15 protein-coding genes and 1 pseudogene are annotated in these 17973 nt (G+C 61.3%); 2 read left to right on the top strand and 14 right to left on the bottom strand.

The genetic code is table 11. The features are described 5' to 3' along the window. Nucleotides 1-48: 48 nt before the first annotated feature. The 13 genes and pseudogenes from ACS4RR_RS27320 to ACS4RR_RS27260 all read right to left on the bottom strand — a co-directional run bounded on the left by ACS4RR_RS27320 (nucleotide 49) and on the right by ACS4RR_RS27260 (nucleotide 14520). Nucleotides 49-2010, bottom strand: a complete 1962-nt coding sequence (locus ACS4RR_RS27320) for a HAMP domain-containing methyl-accepting chemotaxis protein (protein ID WP_260112032.1) — start codon at nucleotides 2008-2010, stop codon at nucleotides 49-51. 505 nt (nucleotides 2011-2515) lie between these two features. Continuing rightward, a complete protein-coding gene (locus tag ACS4RR_RS27315; RefSeq protein WP_260112031.1) occupies nucleotides 2516-3586 on the bottom strand; it encodes an LLM class flavin-dependent oxidoreductase in 1071 nt (356 codons plus the stop codon). 59 nt (nucleotides 3587-3645) lie between these two features. After that, a complete protein-coding gene (locus ACS4RR_RS27310) occupies nucleotides 3646-5016 on the bottom strand; it encodes an LLM class flavin-dependent oxidoreductase (protein ID WP_456190393.1) in 1371 nt (456 codons plus the stop codon). A 37-nt stretch (nucleotides 5017-5053) separates the two neighbouring features. Further along, a complete protein-coding gene (locus ACS4RR_RS27305) occupies nucleotides 5054-5803 on the bottom strand; it encodes an ABC transporter ATP-binding protein (RefSeq protein WP_456190392.1) in 750 nt (249 codons plus the stop codon). Further along, nucleotides 5779-6669: an ABC transporter permease gene (locus tag ACS4RR_RS27300; protein WP_456190391.1), complete on the bottom strand. Its 891-nt coding sequence runs from the start codon at nucleotides 6667-6669 to the stop codon at nucleotides 5779-5781. The genes ACS4RR_RS27305 and ACS4RR_RS27300 overlap by 25 nt, the downstream gene beginning before the upstream one ends. 34 nt (nucleotides 6670-6703) lie before the next feature. Then, the gene (locus tag ACS4RR_RS27295; protein ID WP_456190390.1) at nucleotides 6704-7729 is read right to left on the bottom strand and encodes an ABC transporter substrate-binding protein; all 1026 of its coding nucleotides are present in this window, start codon (nucleotides 7727-7729) and stop codon (nucleotides 6704-6706) included. Between the two features lie 325 nt (nucleotides 7730-8054). Continuing rightward, on the bottom strand, nucleotides 8055-8393 hold the full coding sequence (locus tag ACS4RR_RS27290; RefSeq protein WP_222280595.1) for a hypothetical protein: 339 nt from the start codon (nucleotides 8391-8393) through the stop codon (nucleotides 8055-8057). A gap of 96 nt (nucleotides 8394-8489) precedes the next feature. After that, nucleotides 8490-9587 (bottom strand): ABC transporter substrate-binding protein, encoded by a 1098-nt coding sequence (locus ACS4RR_RS27285; protein WP_222280596.1) that lies wholly within the window; start codon nucleotides 9585-9587, stop codon nucleotides 8490-8492. Between the two features lie 51 nt (nucleotides 9588-9638). Further along, entirely contained in the window at nucleotides 9639-10679 is a 1041-nt protein-coding gene (locus tag ACS4RR_RS27280) for an ABC transporter permease (protein ID WP_170260085.1), read from the bottom strand. Nucleotides 10680-10697: 18 nt separating this feature from the next. Beyond that, nucleotides 10698-12193: pseudogene (locus ACS4RR_RS27275) on the bottom strand (sugar ABC transporter ATP-binding protein). Nucleotides 12194-12301: 108 nt separating this feature from the next. Then, nucleotides 12302-13195 carry an NAD(P)-dependent oxidoreductase gene (locus ACS4RR_RS27270; protein ID WP_222384865.1) on the bottom strand — a complete coding sequence of 298 codons (894 nt, stop codon included), beginning with the start codon at nucleotides 13193-13195 and terminating at the stop codon, nucleotides 12302-12304. A gap of 1 nt (nucleotide 13196) precedes the next feature. Continuing rightward, nucleotides 13197-13742 (bottom strand): gluconokinase, encoded by a 546-nt coding sequence (locus ACS4RR_RS27265; RefSeq protein WP_456190389.1) that lies wholly within the window; start codon nucleotides 13740-13742, stop codon nucleotides 13197-13199. Nucleotides 13743-13755: 13 nt separating this feature from the next. Further along, nucleotides 13756-14520: an SDR family oxidoreductase gene (locus tag ACS4RR_RS27260; protein WP_017968674.1), complete on the bottom strand. Its 765-nt coding sequence runs from the start codon at nucleotides 14518-14520 to the stop codon at nucleotides 13756-13758. Between the two features lie 135 nt (nucleotides 14521-14655). On the opposite strand from ACS4RR_RS27260, the gene ACS4RR_RS27255 reads away from it, so the two are divergent. Together ACS4RR_RS27255 and ACS4RR_RS27250 are read left to right on the top strand one after the other, a co-directional pair. Next, the gene (locus ACS4RR_RS27255; protein WP_456190388.1) at nucleotides 14656-15597 is read left to right on the top strand and encodes a 2-hydroxyacid dehydrogenase; all 942 of its coding nucleotides are present in this window, start codon (nucleotides 14656-14658) and stop codon (nucleotides 15595-15597) included. Nucleotides 15598-15607: 10 nt separating this feature from the next. Further along, nucleotides 15608-16639, top strand: coding sequence for an L-idonate 5-dehydrogenase (locus ACS4RR_RS27250; RefSeq protein WP_456190387.1), 1032 nt, complete (start codon nucleotides 15608-15610; stop codon nucleotides 16637-16639). Between the two features lie 75 nt (nucleotides 16640-16714). Here the strand turns inward: ACS4RR_RS27250 and ACS4RR_RS27245 are convergent, their stop codons facing one another. Next, a complete protein-coding gene (locus ACS4RR_RS27245; protein WP_018070702.1) occupies nucleotides 16715-17791 on the bottom strand; it encodes a LacI family DNA-binding transcriptional regulator in 1077 nt (358 codons plus the stop codon). Nucleotides 17792-17973 lie beyond the last annotated feature (182 nt).

The raw sequence follows: 17973 nt of genomic DNA, 5'->3' as shown, positions 1-17973 counted from the left end.
TATGCCGCTTTGGCGTTCCAGCATAGGCTGGAGGGAAATCAGGGCGACTTAAAATTCTTCCCAATCGCCGGCCAATGCTGCATTCCCGTTCGTCTGGAACGACTTACCTACCTTGGCAATCATCTGGCGGGCAGGCGAGGGCGCCGGTTGAGAACGGGGCGCCGCGGCAACGGGCTGCGAGGCGCGCTTTGGTGCCACTACTCCACCAATGTTGAACTGGCCCAGCAGCTGAAACAGCGCATCGGCTTCCTTGGCGAGCTTGTGGGCCGCCGCTGTGGCTTCTTCCACCATGGCGGCGTTCTGCTGCGTCCCCTGATCCATCTTGTTGACGGCGGTATTGATCTCTTTCAGCCCCGTCGCCTGCTCTTGCGAAGCGCCGACGATGGCCCCCACATTGCCGTCGACCTGCTGTACCTGCTCGGCAATCTCTTTCAGCGCCCTTCCGGTCTCGCCAACCAAGGCCACGCCGCTTTTGACGTGGCCGTTCGAAGCGTTGATAAGTTCCTTGATTTCTTTTGCCGCCTTGGCGGAGCGTTGCGCCAGCTCGCGCACTTCCTGAGCGACGACGGCAAAGCCCTTACCTGCCTCGCCGGCACGGGCGGCTTCGACGCCGGCATTGAGCGCCAGCAGGTTGGTCTGGAACGCGATTTCATCGATGACGCCGATGATGCTGCCGATTTCGGTGGCGGAGGATTCGATCTTGCCCATGGCATCGACCGCATCCCGAACGACACTGCCCGACCGCTCGGCACTATCCTTCGTCTTGCGGACGAGCTGGCCGGCTTCCTGAGCCTTGTTGCTCGAGTCGGCAACGGTGGTCGTAATCTCTTCCAAGGCAGCGGCGGTTTCCTCGACCGAGGCTGCCTGCTGTTCGGTCCGCCTGGCGAGATCGTCCGAGGAGGAGCGGATCTCCTGTGCACCGGCGGCGATGGCGCTGGCGTTCTGGGCAACCTTCTGCATGGCGGCACGAAGCTTTTCGACCGCAGAATTGAAGTCGGCTCTCAGTTTTTCCAGAGACGGAATGAACGGAGTGCCAATCTGCTGTGTGAGGTCGCCGTCAGCCAGCGCCTGCAGCGCATCGCCAAGCTGGCCGACAGCCTTGTCCGTCTGCTCGGCGAGGGTGCGGCGTTCATCTGCATCCTGCTCGAGCCGATGCCGCTCCGACACAGCTCTCTTCGCCTCGGCGTCAGCTTCCCGTTCGGCCTTTGCTGAAATTGCGTCGCGCAGCCCTGCCACCGCCCGTGCAAGCTTGCCGATCTCGTCGCCCCGCGCTTCGAGGCGGCGATCACCGTTAAGATTGCCGTCCGCCATCGCTTTCAGCGAAAGCTGAAGTTTTGCCAGCGGGCCGACGATCGTGCGTGCGGTCACGGCGGCGGCAACCAGTGAAAGAACAGCCGCAATGCCAAGCGCGGTCAGCGCCAATGGCTTGAAGCCGCTTGCCGTGCTGCGAACCTCGCCACCAATCGATTTGTTCAGCGCTTCCTGATAGTCGATGAATTTGTTGATGGCGCCAAGCCAGGCAACGAAGGCCGGCCGAGCCTGTTCGAGCAGGATCTTGCGAGCGGCCTCGCCGTCGCCCTTCTCCTGCTGCGCAATGATCTGGGCGACCAGAGGATTGGTCTTCGCCTGGATGTCTGCAATCTCACCGAGAATGGTCTTTTCCTGTTCCGTCGCACCGGCCGGAGATGCAACCATATCCGCCATGCGCTTTTCATTCTCGGCGTAGGAGGCGGCCAGCTTTTCGATCAATGCCTCGGCGGTCTTCCGCTCATCGGCAGACGTCACCAGAGTGACGTCGCGGATGGCGATCGCCCGATCGTGCACGCTGCCGCGATAGTTGATGGCAAACCGCTGCTTCACGCTGTTGACGTCGTTGATGGTGCCAAGCTTATCGTTGATCTGCGCAACTTTTTCCGTCGAATAGATGGTCAAGCCGACCATCAGCAAAAGGAGAACGCTGAAGCCAAGCGCCAAGCGCGCCACAACTCCGAAACTCACGATATTCTTCATATGCACTCTCTCCTCGCGGTGAGGTTTGTTGGAAGGATGTCTCGACAGCCAGGATTGCTTGTCATATCTCATTCAAATGCAGAGCCTCGGTGTCTCCGAGTGCATCCGACAGGCACCTCGGTGCCCGGAATTGCGCTTGAGATACGGGACATCCGTCAAAGCAATAAAAGCCGATTTCGTACGAAATTCGGGTGCCTGACCCGCCCTCATGGCGAAGGTGACTGTCCTCAAAGAACGTCGCCCCGATATCTAAAAAAATTAGAGTAATATATTTTAGAGAGTGTAAACGGAGCCAGCGGAGCAGGGCTATAGCGCTCTATTTGGATAGCATTTGCGCCTTTCGGATGGACAATTTGACGAGCGCTCTCCCGGTGGTTGCGAAATCTTCAACCTCCCCCCGCACAGCAAGGCTCTGCGGCTTGCCCGCGAACTGCGCGACGCTCTGAACGGTCTCGGCAATCGGCATGAATTGCAGCTGCGGTGCCGGAGCGCGGCTTCTCTGGCTTCAGCCGCGCAGCAGCGGAAGAAGCTGATCGCCCTGCCGCTTGATCTCGGAGAGATAGGGCGTGTCGGACAGCACGAAATGGGTGATGCCGAGATCCTGATATTTGCGCAGCGAGCGGGCGACGTCTTCCGCCGACCCGACCAGCCAGGTGGTGCCGGCGCCGCCGCCGCCGAACTTGCCCGGCGCGGTATAGAGGTTGTCGTCGAGGACGTCGCCGCGCTCATGCAGATCGAGCAGCCGCTGCTGGCCGACGGCCTGCGCGCGTTGGTGATCATGCCAGCCCGCACCCTTGCTTCTGGCCATCTCGGCGACCTTCGCCTCGGCGTCGGTCCAGGCCTGTTCGGTGGTGTCGCGGACCAGCGTCGTTATCCGCAGGCCGAATTCCAGCGGCGGGAGGTCGCGGTCCAGTTCCCGGCTCAACGCCTTGAGCCGCGCGATCCGTTCGCGGACACCGTCGATCGGTTCACCCCAGAAAAGCTGGACATCGGCCTCCGTGGCGGCCACCCGCTCTGCCGCCTCCGAAGCACCGCCAAAATAGAATTTGGGGTGCCAACGGTCGCCGCGGACCTGGATGTGCGGCACCACGGTGGAGTCAGCGACCCGGAAGTGCTCGCCCCCGAATGTGACGTTGTCTTCGGTCCACAATCTGCGGACCAGCCGCATGAACTCCTTGGTCCTGGCATAACGGTGTGCCTGATCTCCCTCGCTGTCGCCGTAGGCAGCCAGGTTGTCCTTGCCCGACACGATGTTGATCCGCACGCGGCCGCCGGTCAGATGGTCCAGCGTCGCCGCCGCGGAAGCGAAGTTCGCCGGTCGCCAATAGCCTGGGCGGATCGCAATGAGCGGCTCGAAAGTGGTGGTCCGGGCGGCGAGCGAGGCCGCGACGGTAAACGTGTCGGGGCGGCCCCAACCGGTGCCGATGAGCGCCCCCTTCCAGCCATGTTCCTCCAACGCCCTTGCGTGGCTGGTCAGCGTATCCAGGCTGTTGTGGTTCTCGACGGCGGAATCGCCGCGATGACCGGCTTTGATGTCGTTCGGAATATACCAGAGAAATTCGGAATCATTGCTCATGCGATGCTGCAGTTCTGTGTGATTGGAACAAGGAAACCGGGGGAAATCCCCCCGGGAAATTATACTGCCGCCTGCACCTGCTGCCCTGCCCGAACCACAAAGCCATTCGGCGGGCGTTGGAGGCCAAGATTCTCCCGCAGCGTCGTGCCTTCGTATTCGTGCCGGAACAGGCCGCGCTTGCGCAGGATCGGGACGACCTGATCGACGAAATCGGTCAAGGCGGTGGGCAGGATCGGCGGCATGATGTTGAAGGCGTCGGCGGCACCGTTTTCGAACCAGCTCTGCATCGCATCGGCGATCTGCTCGGGTGTTCCCACAACCGTTCGATGGCCGCGAGCGGTGGCGACCGCCAGATAGAATTGGCGTAGCGTCAAATTGTTGCGTGATACCAGGTCGGAAACCAGCTTGAGGCGGCTCTTGTTGAGTTCGGTATTATCAGGCAGGGGAGGGGCGGGATCATCCAGCGAGTAGCCGGAAAGGTCGACGCCCTTGTAGTGGCGGGCAAGGATATTCCAGGCGATGGAGGGATGAACCAGCGATTGGATATAGTCGTAGTTCGCCTGGGCTTCCGTTTCCGTCCCGCCGAGAACGGGGAATATGCCGGGACTGATCAGCAGTTCGTCCGGCCGGCGTCCGTAGCGGGCGAGCCGCCCTTTGACGTCGGAATAGAATTCCTGCGCATCCTCGAAGGTCTGGTTGGCGGTAAAGATCATTTCGGCCGTGCGGGCGGCAAGTTCGCGACCCGGTTCCGATGCGCCGGCCTGCACGATGACAGGATAGCCCTGCAGCGGACGGCCGACGTTGAGCGGACCGGCCACCGAGAAGAATTTGCCCTTGTGATCGACGAGATGCACCTTGTCGGGATCGAGATAGACCCCGCTTTCCTTGTCGCGGATGAAGGCATCGTCCTCGTAGGAATCCCACAAGCCCTTCACCAGGTCGACGAATTCCTCGGCCCGCTCGTAACGATCGGCATGGGCGGGATGGCCTGCGATTGAAAAATTCTTCGAAACATCCGCACCTGTCGTGACGACGTTCCATGCCGCACGACCCTTGGAGATATAGTCCAGCGACGCAAATCTGCGGGCGAGAAGGTAAGGGTCCTCGTAGGTCGTCGATGCCGTGGCGACGAAGCCGATATGTTTGGTCACCTGCGAGAGGGCCGCCCAAAGGGTCAGCGGCTCGAAATGCGCGCCCTGAGCGGTGCGGCGAAGCGCTTCCGGGTCTTTGGCGCGGTCCCATCCCGCCGGACTGTCGGCGACGAAGACGAGATCGAATTTGCCGCGTTCGGCGGTCTGCGCGAGCTCGCGGTAGTGATCGATATTGAGGCCGGCATCGGCCTGCGCCTCCGGATGGCGCCAGGCGGCAATATGATGGCCCGTCGCCATGATGAATGCGCCAAGCCGCATTTGCCGTTTCGATGTGCTCATTGGCTTATCCCCAGATCAAATTGAACGGTTGCTGATGTCAGGCGGCCTTGCGGCCCGGAAGCTCGACCCCGAGCCGGCTGAGGAGGTGGATGCGAAATTGCGTAAAGCGCGGATCGCCGTGATCGCGCGGCGTCGGCAGATCGATCCTGAGATCCTCGATGAGGCGGCCTTCATCGAGAACCAGTATGCGGTCGGCCAGCGAAATCGCCTCATCGACGTCGTGGGTGACGAGCAGCACGGCAGGACGGTGTCTGGCGCACAACTCCCGCAGCAGATCGTGCATTTTCAGCCGGGTCAGCGCGTCGAGCGCGCCGAACGGCTCATCGGCGAGAAGCAGGGCCGGTTCGCGCACCAGCGAACGGGCAAGAGCGACCCTCTGCTGCTCGCCACCCGAAAGCTGGTTCGGCCACGCCGTTTCCCGGTCTGCAAGTCCTACTTCCGCCAAAGCCTTCCGTCCGGCTTCCTGGCCGGAGACGCCGGTCAAGCCGAGCGTGACGTTCTGAATGACGGTGCGCCAGGGCAGCAGACGGGCGTCCTGGAAAACCACCGAAAGGCTCTCCGGCGTCTCGAGGGTGCCGGTTCCCTCGACACCGTGATCCAGACCGGCAAGAGCCCTGAGGAACGTGCTTTTGCCGGAGCCACTGCGGCCAAGCAGGGCTACGAACTCGCCTGCCTCGATATCGAGATCGACGCCGTCGAGGATCGTCTTCATCGCAAACCGCCGTGCGAGATCTCGCACGTGGACGGCTTTGTTTGCGGGGTTCAGTTTGCCAGGGTGCGGCGCCATGAGAGGGCCCTCCGTTCGATGAGGCGGACGAGACCGTCCGAGACGAGACCCAGCAGCACATAGACCACCAGGCCGACGAGAATGACCTCGGTCTGCCCGTAATTTCGGGCAAGATCGATCATGTAACCGAGCCCGCTAGTGGCGTTGATCTGCTCGACCACGACGAGAGAAACCCAGCAGAGGGTGACGGCAAACCGCAGACCCAGAAGGAAACCCGGCAAGGCACCAGGCAGCACGACCTGAAGGATGAAGTCCTTCTGGCTCATCCGCAGGGTTTCGGCCAGTTCGACATAACGGCTGTCGATGCTGCGGAGCGCGTTGTGGGTGTGGATATAAATAGGCACGATTACGGCCAGCGCGATGGTCGTAACCTTCATGCTCTCGCCGATGCCGAACCACAGAATCAGCAAGGGGATCAGGGCCAGCGTCGGTATCGCGCGCTTGATCTGGACCGGCCCGTCGATCAGGGCTTCGCCGATCCGGGAAAGGCCGGCGATCACCGCTAGGACCGTGCCGATCAGCAAACCGATGCTAAGGCCGAGCAGGGCGCGTGTCGCCGATGTCACGAAGTTATCCTGCAGGCGACCCTGCTCGATGAGCCTTACGAAAGCCTCGACCACCGTCCACGGCGCCGACAGGATCCGCGGGTCGATCCATCCGAGCGCCGAGCCAACGACCCAGGTCAAGACGAGCAATGCCGGCCCGATCTGCAATCCGAAAGGGATCGCCGGTCCGGGGCCTAACCTGCGCCGGGCACGGGGACCAGTGGAGCCAGCCGGTTTTACGAGGCGAGAACCTGCCCTCACAATTCGACCGCCGGACGACCGCGACAGTTTCGCCTCATCTGCATCCCAAGTGGTTGCCATGCTTCAAATCTCCTCTCCGAAGGGGTGTCGAGCGTTACTGGCTCTTGGCCAAAGCCGCAGCGCCGAGCTTCTCGAAGCGATTGTCGAAAATCTGCTCCACATTGAGGGGCTTGTAGCCGAGCTCGTCTGCCAGCAGGTCGATGGTTTCCTGGTGACGCTTCTTCACTTCGCTCCAATCGCTGGGAACGATCTGTTCGCCGGTCAGCTTGACGAGATATTCCCCGTCCTCCTGGCTGAGGCCCTGCTGGCCAACGTAATATTCCTTGATCCAGAGGTCCGGGTTCCGGTTCACCCATTCGGTGGCGCGTGCCCACAGACCGACATATTCGGCGAGAGCTGCCGCCTTGGCGGGATCGTCCAGAACCCATTGCGGCGCATAGAGATGGCTCGGATCGTCGCGCAGGCCATGCTCCACGAGGGTGGCGCCATCAGGTCCGTATTGGGTGATGTAGCGCCTGATGTAGACGCCGCCGAGCGGCGCGATATCGACCTGCTTGCTCGCCAATGCCTTCGGGTAGACGTCGCTGGTGCTCGGCAGTTCCACCAGAGTGACATCGCCGCTCTTCAAGCCTGCGGCATGGAGGGCACGCAGAACCAGCGTGCCCTGGGCCTGACCCGGGCTGAAGGCGATGCGTTTGCCGCGGAAATCCGTGAGCGTCTTGACGGCCGCGCCTGGCGCGATGCCGAAGCGGTAGATGGGATTGGCGATCGGGTCACGGCGTTCGCGATAGGCGATGTTGCGGACGGGCAGATTGTTCCAGTTGGCGAAGATCGAGGGGATCTCGGCCACCGATCCGACATCGAGCGCATGGGCGCGGAAAGCTTCCGACGTCTGCGGCCCGCCGCTGATATTGGCCCATTTGACCTCGAAACTGAGCTCCTTGCCGAGGCCCGACACTTCGAGCGCTTTCTGCGTGACCGGATCGCCGATCGTCAGCACCGTGCCCGGCGGCACTTTGGGAAGCAGGGGAGCGTCTGCCTGGGCAGCCGCCGCACCGTGAATGGCACTGAGACCAAGCAGACTGAACAACGCAATTTTGAATGTCTTTGCCAATGTCATCGTCGATCTTCCCGTTTCCGATTGCTGATTGCAGGAGCGATGCACGGTAAGATGGAATATAATCCACCAAATCGATAGACTATTTAGTTTAATGAAAGTGGCGCTGAGGGAAAAATGTCCTCAAAAGTCGGGCAACCGGAACGATCGCATCCGGCGCGTCGGCACGAGAGTCGATGTATCCAGGCGTGAAAAAAGCGCCTGGGACGTTCGTCCACGGCGCTTTACGGGGCCTTGTTTAACCCTGCTCTTGATAAAGGCTTGGCAGCAAACCGCAGTGACCGCCCTTCAGACGCCAAGCCGTCGCGGACGTCGGGATCGCCTTGTGTCAGGCGCTATGCGGCGCGTATTCGTTGGCCGAGAAGACGTGATGATGCACCTTGCCAGTAAAGAGCTGCAGGAGTTCGCCGGTGACCTCACGGCTCTGCGACCGCACATCGGAGAGAAGTGCCGCGTTCACTGCATCCATGTCGGGATAGCGAATGGCGAGCGCCATGGCATAGATCGGGGCGCCTTCGTCGCGCTCCATCCCGTCCAGCACCCGGATTTCCTCGGCGCCTGGAAATTTCGTCCAGAGAGGGACGAGCCGCTGCCGCACGAATTCGCGGAATTCCCCTTCTTTACCGGGATGGATTTCGCCTTCAAACAAAGCATAACGAATGATCATAGGTTCTCTTTTCCAAAACTCGCCGGAGCTGGATCGATGTTGGAGTGTTGTCGTGAGATCGGGGCGTACCGATCGATACGCCCCGATCGGAAAGGGTTATTTGCCCCAGATTTTCTTGTATTGATCGCGATAGCCGTTGTCGGGATCGAAGCTGTTCTTCGGTCCACCGTCAAACTCGACGTTCTCACTGGTCACCACATGGAGCGGCGACACGTAGCCGGACCATGGAGCTTTCGCAAAGGCGCGGTTCAATTCGTCGACGAGCTGCCAGCCCTGGAGGTTGAGCGGCTCGGCGACCGTGACGGCCTGGAATTGCTTGGCGCGGATACGCTGATAGGCGCTCTCCGAACCGTCGCCGGCTGCGACGTTCACCGGTTTTCCGTCGCCGGCAATGCCGGCCGAGGCGAGCGAAGGTCCCATGAAGTCGTAATAGAGGTCGTTAATCGCCAGCGAATGCGTCCACTTCGCGCCATACTTCTGCAGAAGCGATGTGGTCAGCTGCGGCATGCGCTGAGAGGTTTCGGCGATCGGCGTGTCGACATATTCGAGCACCGTGCCACCGAGATCCTCGATCTCCTTCTTCATGCGATCGGCCTTGGCAATCGCGATCGCATAGGTGGAATCGGTAAAGATGATGACGCCCGGCTTGCCGCCGGCATCGGCAAAGGCCCAGTCCGCCGCCGACTTCGACACTTCCATCGCATCGGTGGTCACGTTTGCGAAGACACCGACGTCGGGAACCGGACCGACCGCCGAGGCAGCGTGCCAGGAAACCATCGGAATGCCGGCAGCCTTGGCTGCTTCCATCGCGGGCTTCTGCTCGACCGCGTCAAAGCCGTTGATGATGATGCCATCCGGCTTCAGCGCCATGGCCTGGCCGAACGCCGCGGTGCGCCCGCCGATCGAACCGGCGCCGTCAAGCGCCTTCACCGTCCAGCCGAGCGCGCCTGCCGCCTCCTGAACGCCATTGACCACGCCGAGGATGCCGCCGTTCTTCATATCGGCGGCCAGAATGACGATGTTCTTTCCGGCAGCGCCCTTGGGGCCGCTCGTCGGGCCATCCCAGGCGCTCACTTTCGAAGCATATTTTTCGACCACGGCCTTGGCGTCAGCCATTGAATCGGCCAATGCCGGCATGCTGAGCATAACGGCAACGGTTGCGACCGTTGCCTGCAATAATGTTCTGCGCTTCATGTTCACTCCTCCATTTTGTTTGTTGTGAAATGCCGGGATGGGCCGGCATCCTCATTTGGATGCGGGTGTGATCCTCCTCACAGCTCCGCGCTTGCGCTGGGCGTAGCCTGCTATGCCGATGGCAATCAGCAAGGTGACGCCGTTGAACAGCGGTTCGACGAAGAACGACCCGCCGAATTGCTGAATTCCTGATATTCCGACCGCCAGGATGATGACGCCGATCAAGGTGCCCCAGACGTTCACCCGGCCCGGCTTGATCGTCGTCGATCCGAGGAACGCGCCGACAAGCGCCGGCAGCAGATATTCGAGCCCGACGCTTGCCTGGCCGATCCGCAGCTTCGAGGCGAGAAGGACCCCGGTCAGAGCTGCAAGCAGCCCCGAGGTGACGAAGGCGCCGATCACGAATTTGCGGACCGGAATGCCATTGAGGGCGGCCGCCTTCGGATTGGCGCCGATGGCGTAGAGGTAACGGCCGATCGGCAGGTATTCGAGCACGATCCACATACAGATGGCGACCAGCAGCACGTAGAAGCCGGTGATCGGCAGGCCGAACAGCATGGTGCCGTTCAGCGCATAGAATCCCTCCGGCAGGACACCGACCACCTGTCGGCCGCCGGTGTGCCAGAGGGCCAGCGCATAGAGGACCGTTCCGGTGCCGAGCGTCGCGATGAAGCTGTCGATCTTCGCAACCTCGACCAGCAGGCCGTTGATGAAGCCGGTAAGAACGCCCAGCGCGAGCACGATGACGACTGCGACAGGCCAGGGCAGGCCGTAGGCCGTTTGCAGGCTGATGGCGAGAATGTGCCAGAGCACGATGCCATAGCCGACGGTCAGATCGATGCGGCCCGATGCCATCGGGATCATCGCAGCCAGCGACAGAAGCGCGATGATGGCCTTGTCGGACACGATCGAGCGGACATTCAACAGCGTCGGGAAAGTATCGGGCAGAAGGATCGAGAAGATCACGATCAGGCCGACGGTCAGGATCACCAGCCCGTAGACCGGGATCAGGCGTCCGATTTTCTGTCCAGTGGACAGACCGGCCATTTCGCTCTTGGTCGGTTCCAGCGCCGTGGATTCAATGGATTGCATGGCTGTTCTCCCGATGGCTCAAGCGGCTTCCGATGCGGATGCGGCCGTGATGACCGCCTCCGTCGTCAGAGCGCTTCCAGTCAGTTCGCTGACGATTTTGCCGCGCGAGAAAACCAGCGCGCGGTGGCAGATATGGGCGATTTCCTCGAAGTCGGTCGACACCACGACAACCGCGAGGCCGGCCTCGAGCGCCTGGGTGATCAGACGGTAGATCTCCGCACGCGCTCCGATATCGACGCCGGCGGTCGGATCTTCGGCGACCAGCAGCTTGCGGCCGGTCGCCAGCCAGCGGCCGACGACCACCTTCTGCTGATTGCCGCCCGACAGTGCCTCTACCGGCAGATCCGGGTCATTCGGCCGCAGGCCGACGGAATGACCGATCTTATGGGCAAGATCGGCTTCGCCGCGCGGCGACAGGAAGGACAAGAGCCCACGCCCGACGGCTCCCGGATTAAGGTAGGTATTTTCCCGAATGGAAAGTGAGAGCGCCACGGATTCCTCCGTCCGGTCACGGGCGATCAAGCCGATGCCCGATGCCATGGCCCGCCGCGGGCTGGAAAGGTCGGGGGCCTCGTCATGCAGCAGAACCGAGCCGTTGAAGGGCTCGCAACCGAACAGGGCGCGGCCGATCCGTTCCTGACCGGCGCCGCGCAATCCAGCCAGTCCCAGAAGCTCGCCCTCGCGGATATCGAAGGATATCGGGCCTGTGCCGGCGCAGACGAGATCGCGGACCTCGACGATCGCCTTGCCGGGCGTGATCGCCGTCTTGGAAAATAGGCTGTCGCCGCTGCGGCCGATGATCATCGTCACCAGCTCGTCGGGGGTAGTCTCGCTGACGGGTTTCTGTCCCACCATGCAACCGTCGCGCAGAACGGCGACCCGATCGGCAATCCGGAAGATTTCGTCCAGCCTGTGGGAGACGTAGATCATGCCGACTCCGCGATCCTTCAACGGACGGATCGCATTGAACAACCGATCGACTTCATCGGCGGGAAGGCTCGCCGTCGGCTCGTCGAGCACCAGCACGTCGGCTTCGACGGCAAGCGCACGAGCAATGGCGACAAGCGATTTTTCGGTGCGCGACAATGCCGAAACCCGCGTGGTGGGGTCAAAGTCGCAACCGACCAGTTTCAAGGCTTCCTTGGCGCGCGCCTGCGTCCTGTTCCAATCGATCAGGCCGCGACGCATCGAGAAACCCTGCGACAGGCCCATGTTCTCGCCGACCGTCATCCACTCGATCAAACCGAGATCCTGGTGGATGAAGGCAACCGGCTGCCGTTCGTTCGGCTTCGGGGGACGATGATGGTAGCTCTGGCCGCGAAAAAGGATGTCGCCGCTATCGGGCTTGTAGATACCCGCAAGCGTCTTGATGAGCGTCGATTTGCCGGCGCCGTTTTCCCCCAGCAGCGCGAGGATTTCCCCTCGCGCAGGTCGATCGAGACGTCCCGCAGCGCTTGCGTGCCGCCGAAGCTCTTGGTGATCGACTGGAACTCCAGCAGTCTCTTGGCTTCCACTGTGGCTCCTCCCAAAGCTGCGGTTGTTATTGATCGTATGTTATCGATAACATTTGTGGATGGTCAAGTGGAAAGATGACGATCTCGAATTTCTCGGCGAGATTAATGTCAGCCGGCCTGAAATCCGTCGAGAAGACGCATCATCTCGGCAGAGTCCTTCGGCCCGAGGCCGGCGGCGCAGAGCAGGCGGTGAATCTCGACCACGGAGCCGGTCATCGGCAATGGCGTCTTAGTCTTCAGCGCGAAGGCCTGAAGCGAATCCAGGTCCTTCAACATGTTGTCGATTCTGCCTGTCGGCGAGAAATCCCGGGTAGCGAATTTTGCCATGAATTCCTGCATTATCCGGTTATCAGCCCTGCCGCCGGCAAGGGCAGCCGGAATGGCGGCCGGATCGACGCCGCCGGCTTCGGCGAGCTTGACCGCCTCCGCGACGGCCTGAAACAGCACGGCGCAAAACAGCTGATTGATCAGCTTCGTCGTCTGCCCCGCGCCGGATGCACCCATCAGCGTGTAATTGGCGGCAAGATGCCGCATCACCACGCGCGCCCGTTCGAAATCCCCAGCGCTGCCGCCCGCCATGATCGTCAGGCGTCCGCTGAGCGCACCTGGCACGCCACCGGAGAGCGGGCAATCCACCCATGCCATGCCGGTTTCCCGACGCAGCCGTATCGCCATGTCGGCCGTGTCGGCCGGGTCGATCGACGACATGTCGATCAGCACCTTGTCGGCATTTGCAGCCGCGGCAACACCTTTGTCGCCGAAGACGACAGCGCGGACGATATTTGCGTGATTGAGGCTCAGCACACAAAACGCCGACCGTGAGACCGCTTCCTCCACGGAGCCGGCCGCGCGCGCGCCCTTGGCCTCCAAAGCCGCAACTTTTTCGGTATCCAGGTCGAAGACCGATACCTTATGCCCGGTTTCGATCAATCGCGTGACGATCGCCGTTCCCATGATGCCGGCACCGATGACGGCGACATCTGCTCTGTAGTCATCCTGCATGTTAATCTCCTCCCTTGACGGCCATGCCGCTCAGTTCCTGGCAAGCCAGCGCCACAATATCATCCAACGCATTATCGATCGCCACCGTCACCACACCAGCTTCACCGGTCGGCGGCTCCAGTGTTTGCAGCTGGCTGTCGAGCAGCGACGCCGGCATGAAATGGCCCTGGCGAGCCTGCATCCGCGACAGCAACAGGTCGCGGGATGCTTCGAGGAAAACAAAGGCCAGGCGCCCGCCCGCTGCCTGTCTTAGCCTGTCGCGATAGCTTCTCTTCAGCGCCGAACAGGAAATCACCAATCCTTGCGACGTTTCTTGCGCGGTCCTTATTTCCTCACCGATCCGGTCGAGCCAGGGCAGGCGGTCGTCGTCAGTAAGCGGTAGGCCCTGCGCCATCTTCTCGACATTTCCTGCGGGGTGGAGTTGGTCGCCCTCCAGAAACAGCATGCCGTTTCGAGCGGCGATATGCTCTCCAACCGAGGATTTGCCGCAGCCGCTGACGCCCATGACGACAATGGCCAGAGGCGATGCCTTTTGCTCGAAGCCCATGGTCTCGTCTCTATCAGAGGCTGGTCGTGATGCCGCCATCGACATAAAGCGTGTGCCCGTTGATAAACGACGAGCCGCGGCCCGACAGGAAAACGGCGGCGCCCACCAATTCCTCGACATTGCCCCAGCGTCCGGCCGGCGTCCGCTTCTCGAGCCAGGACGAGAACTCGGGATTGTCGACAAGCGCCTGGTTGAGCGGCGTCTTGAAATAGCCCGGCGCAATCGCGTTGATCTGCAGGCCGTACTTGGCCCAGTCGGCGCACATGCCGCGGGTCAGATTGCGCACCGCGCCCTTGGTCGCCGTGTAGGGAGCAATGCCGGGACGGGCGAGCTCGCTTTGCACGGAGGCGATGTTGATGATCTTGCCCTGTCCGCGGGCGATCATGGGTTTGGCCGCTGCCTGGCCGACGTAGAACACGCTCGAAATATTGGTGGTCAGCAGCAGCTCCCATTTGTCCGCCGGAAAATCTTCCAGCGGCGTGCGAAACTGCATGCCGGCATTGTTGATCAGGATGTCGAGCGGTCCGATATCAGCTTCGATCGCGTCGATGCCTTCTTTAGCGGCATCTTTGCTGGTCACGTCGAAGATCGCCGCATGGGCAGACAGGCCTTGATCCTTGAGGCTCTCGACCGCGCGTTTGACGCTTTCGGGCGTGCGGCCATTGATGATCACCTCGGCGCCATGCTGCGCCAGGCCTTCGGCCAGGGCATAGCCGATCCCCTGGCTCGAGCCGGTGATCAGGGCGCGCCGTCCGGTAAGATCAAACAAGTTCTTCATGCAAATCACTCCTCCGGTCTCTCCGCGGGCAACGGCTTGCGCTGCCGCTGACGGTGAAACTCACTTGACATCCCTTTTCCGAATTATATGTTATCGATAACATAATCAACTGTCAAAATGCGGGATGGAAACGGAATGCCTGAGGTAGAAATCTTGATGGCCGGAGCCTATCCGGAATGGGACATGGTGGATCTGGAGGCGACCTACCGAATCCATTGCCTATGGGAAGCGACAGACCGGCAGGAGCTGATCTCCAGGGTCGGCAAGGATATCCGCGCCATAGCGACCCGCGGCGAACTCGGAGCATCCGCGGAACTGATGGCGCAATTGCCGAAACTGGAAATCGTCTCCTGTTACGGCGTCGGCACCGACGCAATCGACTTGTCCTATGCCCGCGCCAACGGCATTCGCGTCACGAATACCCCCGATGTGCTCACCGAAGATGTCGCCGATATCGCCATCGGACTGCTGCTTGCCACGGCAAGGCAGATTCCGCAGGCCGATGTTCTTGTGCGCTCCGGCCAGTGGGGCAGTGTCGCCATGCCGCTTGTGACGCGCGTCTCGGGCAAGAAGGTGGGGATCGTCGGCATGGGCCGGATCGGCAAGGCAATCGCCAAGAGGGCTGCCGCGTTCGGCTGCGACATCTCCTATTTCGCTCGCAATGACCACACGGATGTTGCCTACACCTACGAGCCCGACCTGATCGCGCTTGCGGATTGGGCCGACTTTCTGATCGTCATCGTCCCCGGCGGGGAGGCGACCATGAAGATCATCAATGCTGAGGTGCTTAAGGCGCTCGGCCCGAATGGCATCTTGATCAACGTCTCCCGCGGGACCACCGTCGACGAAGAAGCGCTGATCGCAGCCCTTCGAGACCGCACCATCCAGGCGGCCGGCCTTGATGTCTTCCTGAACGAACCCAAGATCGATGCCCGTTTCCTGACGTTGCAAAACGTCGTGTTGCAGCCCCATCACGGCTCTGGCACTGTCGAGACCCGAAAGGCCATGGGCCAATTGGTCAGAGACAATCTCGCTGCGCATTTTGCAGGTCGCCCGCTTCCAACTCCCGTCGTGTGAGGGTCCCGATATGAAAGCCATCGTCATTCATGCCGCCAAGGATCTGAGGATCGAAGATCGCGAGCCGGAGGTTGCGGGCGCCGGGCAGGTGGAGATTGCCATCGAAGCCGGCGGCATCTGCGGTTCGGACCTGCATTATTACAATCACGGCGGTTTCGGCACCGTTCGCCTGCGCGAACCGATGATCCTCGGCCATGAGATCGCCGGCACGGTCAAGGCGCTGGGTTCCGGCGTCGCCGATCTTGCCGTCGGAGACCGTGTTGCTGTTTCCCCGAGCCGGCCGTGCAACCATTGCCAATATTGCCTGAAAGGACAGCAAAACCACTGCCTCAACATGCGGTTTTACGGCAGCGCCATGCCGATGCCGCATATTCAGGGCGGCTTTCGCCAGCGGCTGGTGGCGGAGCGTTGGCAGTGCCATAAGGTCGCGGACGGCATTTCCATTCACGAGGCCGCCTTTGCCGAACCCTTTGCGGTGACACTGCATGCGGCAAACCGCGCCGGGTCGCTGCTCGGCAAACGGGTGCTCGTCACCGGTTGCGGCCCCATCGGGATGTTGGCGATCGTTGCGGCGCGCGTCCTCGGCGCCCGCGAAATCGTCGCGACTGACGTGACGGATAGCGTCCTGGCCATTGCCCGCACCAGCGGCGCCGATAGAACGATCAACGTTGCCACCCATGCTTCCGACCTTGCGGCTTACAGCGCCGACAAGGGATACTTCGATGTCATATTCGAAGCGTCAGGCAATGAGCGGGCGGTGCGGGCGGGCCTGGAGACGCTTAAGCCCCGCGCCATTCTCGTGCAGCTCGGCCTTGGCGGCGATGTTTCCATTCCGCAGAACATGATCGTGGCGAAGGAAATCGAGATGCGCGGGACATTCCGTTTTCACGAAGAATTTGCGCTCGCCGTCGAACTGATCAACGCGCGTCGCGTCGATCTGAAGCCGCTGCTGACAGGTGTTTTCGGGATCGAAGAAGCCGTTGCCGCCTTCGAATTGGCAGGCGACCGCAGCAAGTCCATGAAAGTGCAGATCGCCTTCTGACCGAGTGCATCATCCCTGCAGCCATTCAAAGTGCTACAGCGCCGCGCATCTGAAAAGACGCGCGGCGCTGTGATCTCAAGCGGTTGGCGCGCCGTTGCGGTCCGTGCTTTCGCGCAAGACGACCTTGTAGCCCGTCAATGTGATCTCATCGCCGGTCGCCTCGCCTGTATGGAGGGTATCCAGCAGGCGGGCGGCGGCCTGGCGACCGATGCCATAACAATCCACATTGATGGTGGTAATGCGCGGATGACAGATGGACGAGATCTCGTAATCGCCGAAACCGGCAACGGCGATGTCCCGCGGAACCTTCATTCCCCGGCGCGTGCATTCCATGATGGCGCCGAAAGCGGAAAGGTCGGAAACGCAGAGAACCACTTCCGTGTCCGGCCAGCGCTCCAGCAGGCTGACGATTGCCTGGCCACCCTGTTCCATGGTGATGGGCGGCACGCCGAAGGAAATCATCCGTCCCGGTCCGAGGCCCAATTCTTCGACAGTCTTCTGGAAACCGCTTCGTCGCTGGCTGCCGCGCGTATCGCGCGCCGTCGTTCCACCGATATAACCGAATTTCCGATACCCTTGACCGGCAAGTGTCCGCACCAGCAGGGACATCGCCTCACTGTTGGAAAAGCCGACGACCTGATTGATCGGATCTTCCGGAAGTTCCCAGGTCTCGACAACGGGAATGCCGGCTTTTACGAGCATCCGCCGCGCGCGCGCCGTGTGCGAACCACCCGTCAGGATGATGCCTTCGGGGCGGCGGCGCAGCATCGCCTCGATCAGCTCTTCCTCTTTCTCCGCCGAATAGTCGGTATAGCCGAGAAGGAGTTGAAGGCCGGTATTCTGCAGCGCATCGGTCATGCCGCGTGCGGTGTCGGAGAAATTCGAATTATTGATCGAGGGCACCAGGGCGGCGATGAAGCCGCTCCGCCTTGACGAAAGGCTGCCGGCAGACAGATCGAGCACATAGCCGAGGGCGTCGACGGCTTCCATGATGCGCTTCCGGGTTTCCTCGGAAACGCTCGCATCCTGGCGAAAGGCACGTGAAACGGTCATGGCAGAGACGCCGACATATTTGGCGACCTCCGCCATCGTCAGCTTTTGCGCGTCTCCCGGCTTGAGACGCTTGTCTTTCGGCTCATCCTCGTTTTTCACTGGTCTCCGCTTTCAAACAAGCTTCCGAGTCAGGTAGCCTAAGACACGATAAAGTTATCGCTATCATCGTACAATCGATATTATTGCAGGAATGCACCATTCCAAAGTTCAAGAACCGGGATTCCTGGGGTATTTTCGCAAACGCCGGCATATCGGCATCTGTACGAAGCGCTCACAACGCG

This window comes from Rhizobium zaerense, from assembly GCF_051810725.1.
Lineage (GTDB): Bacteria > Pseudomonadota > Alphaproteobacteria > Rhizobiales > Rhizobiaceae > Rhizobium > Rhizobium leguminosarum_I.
This window is presented reverse-complemented; position numbering and strand designations above follow the sequence as displayed.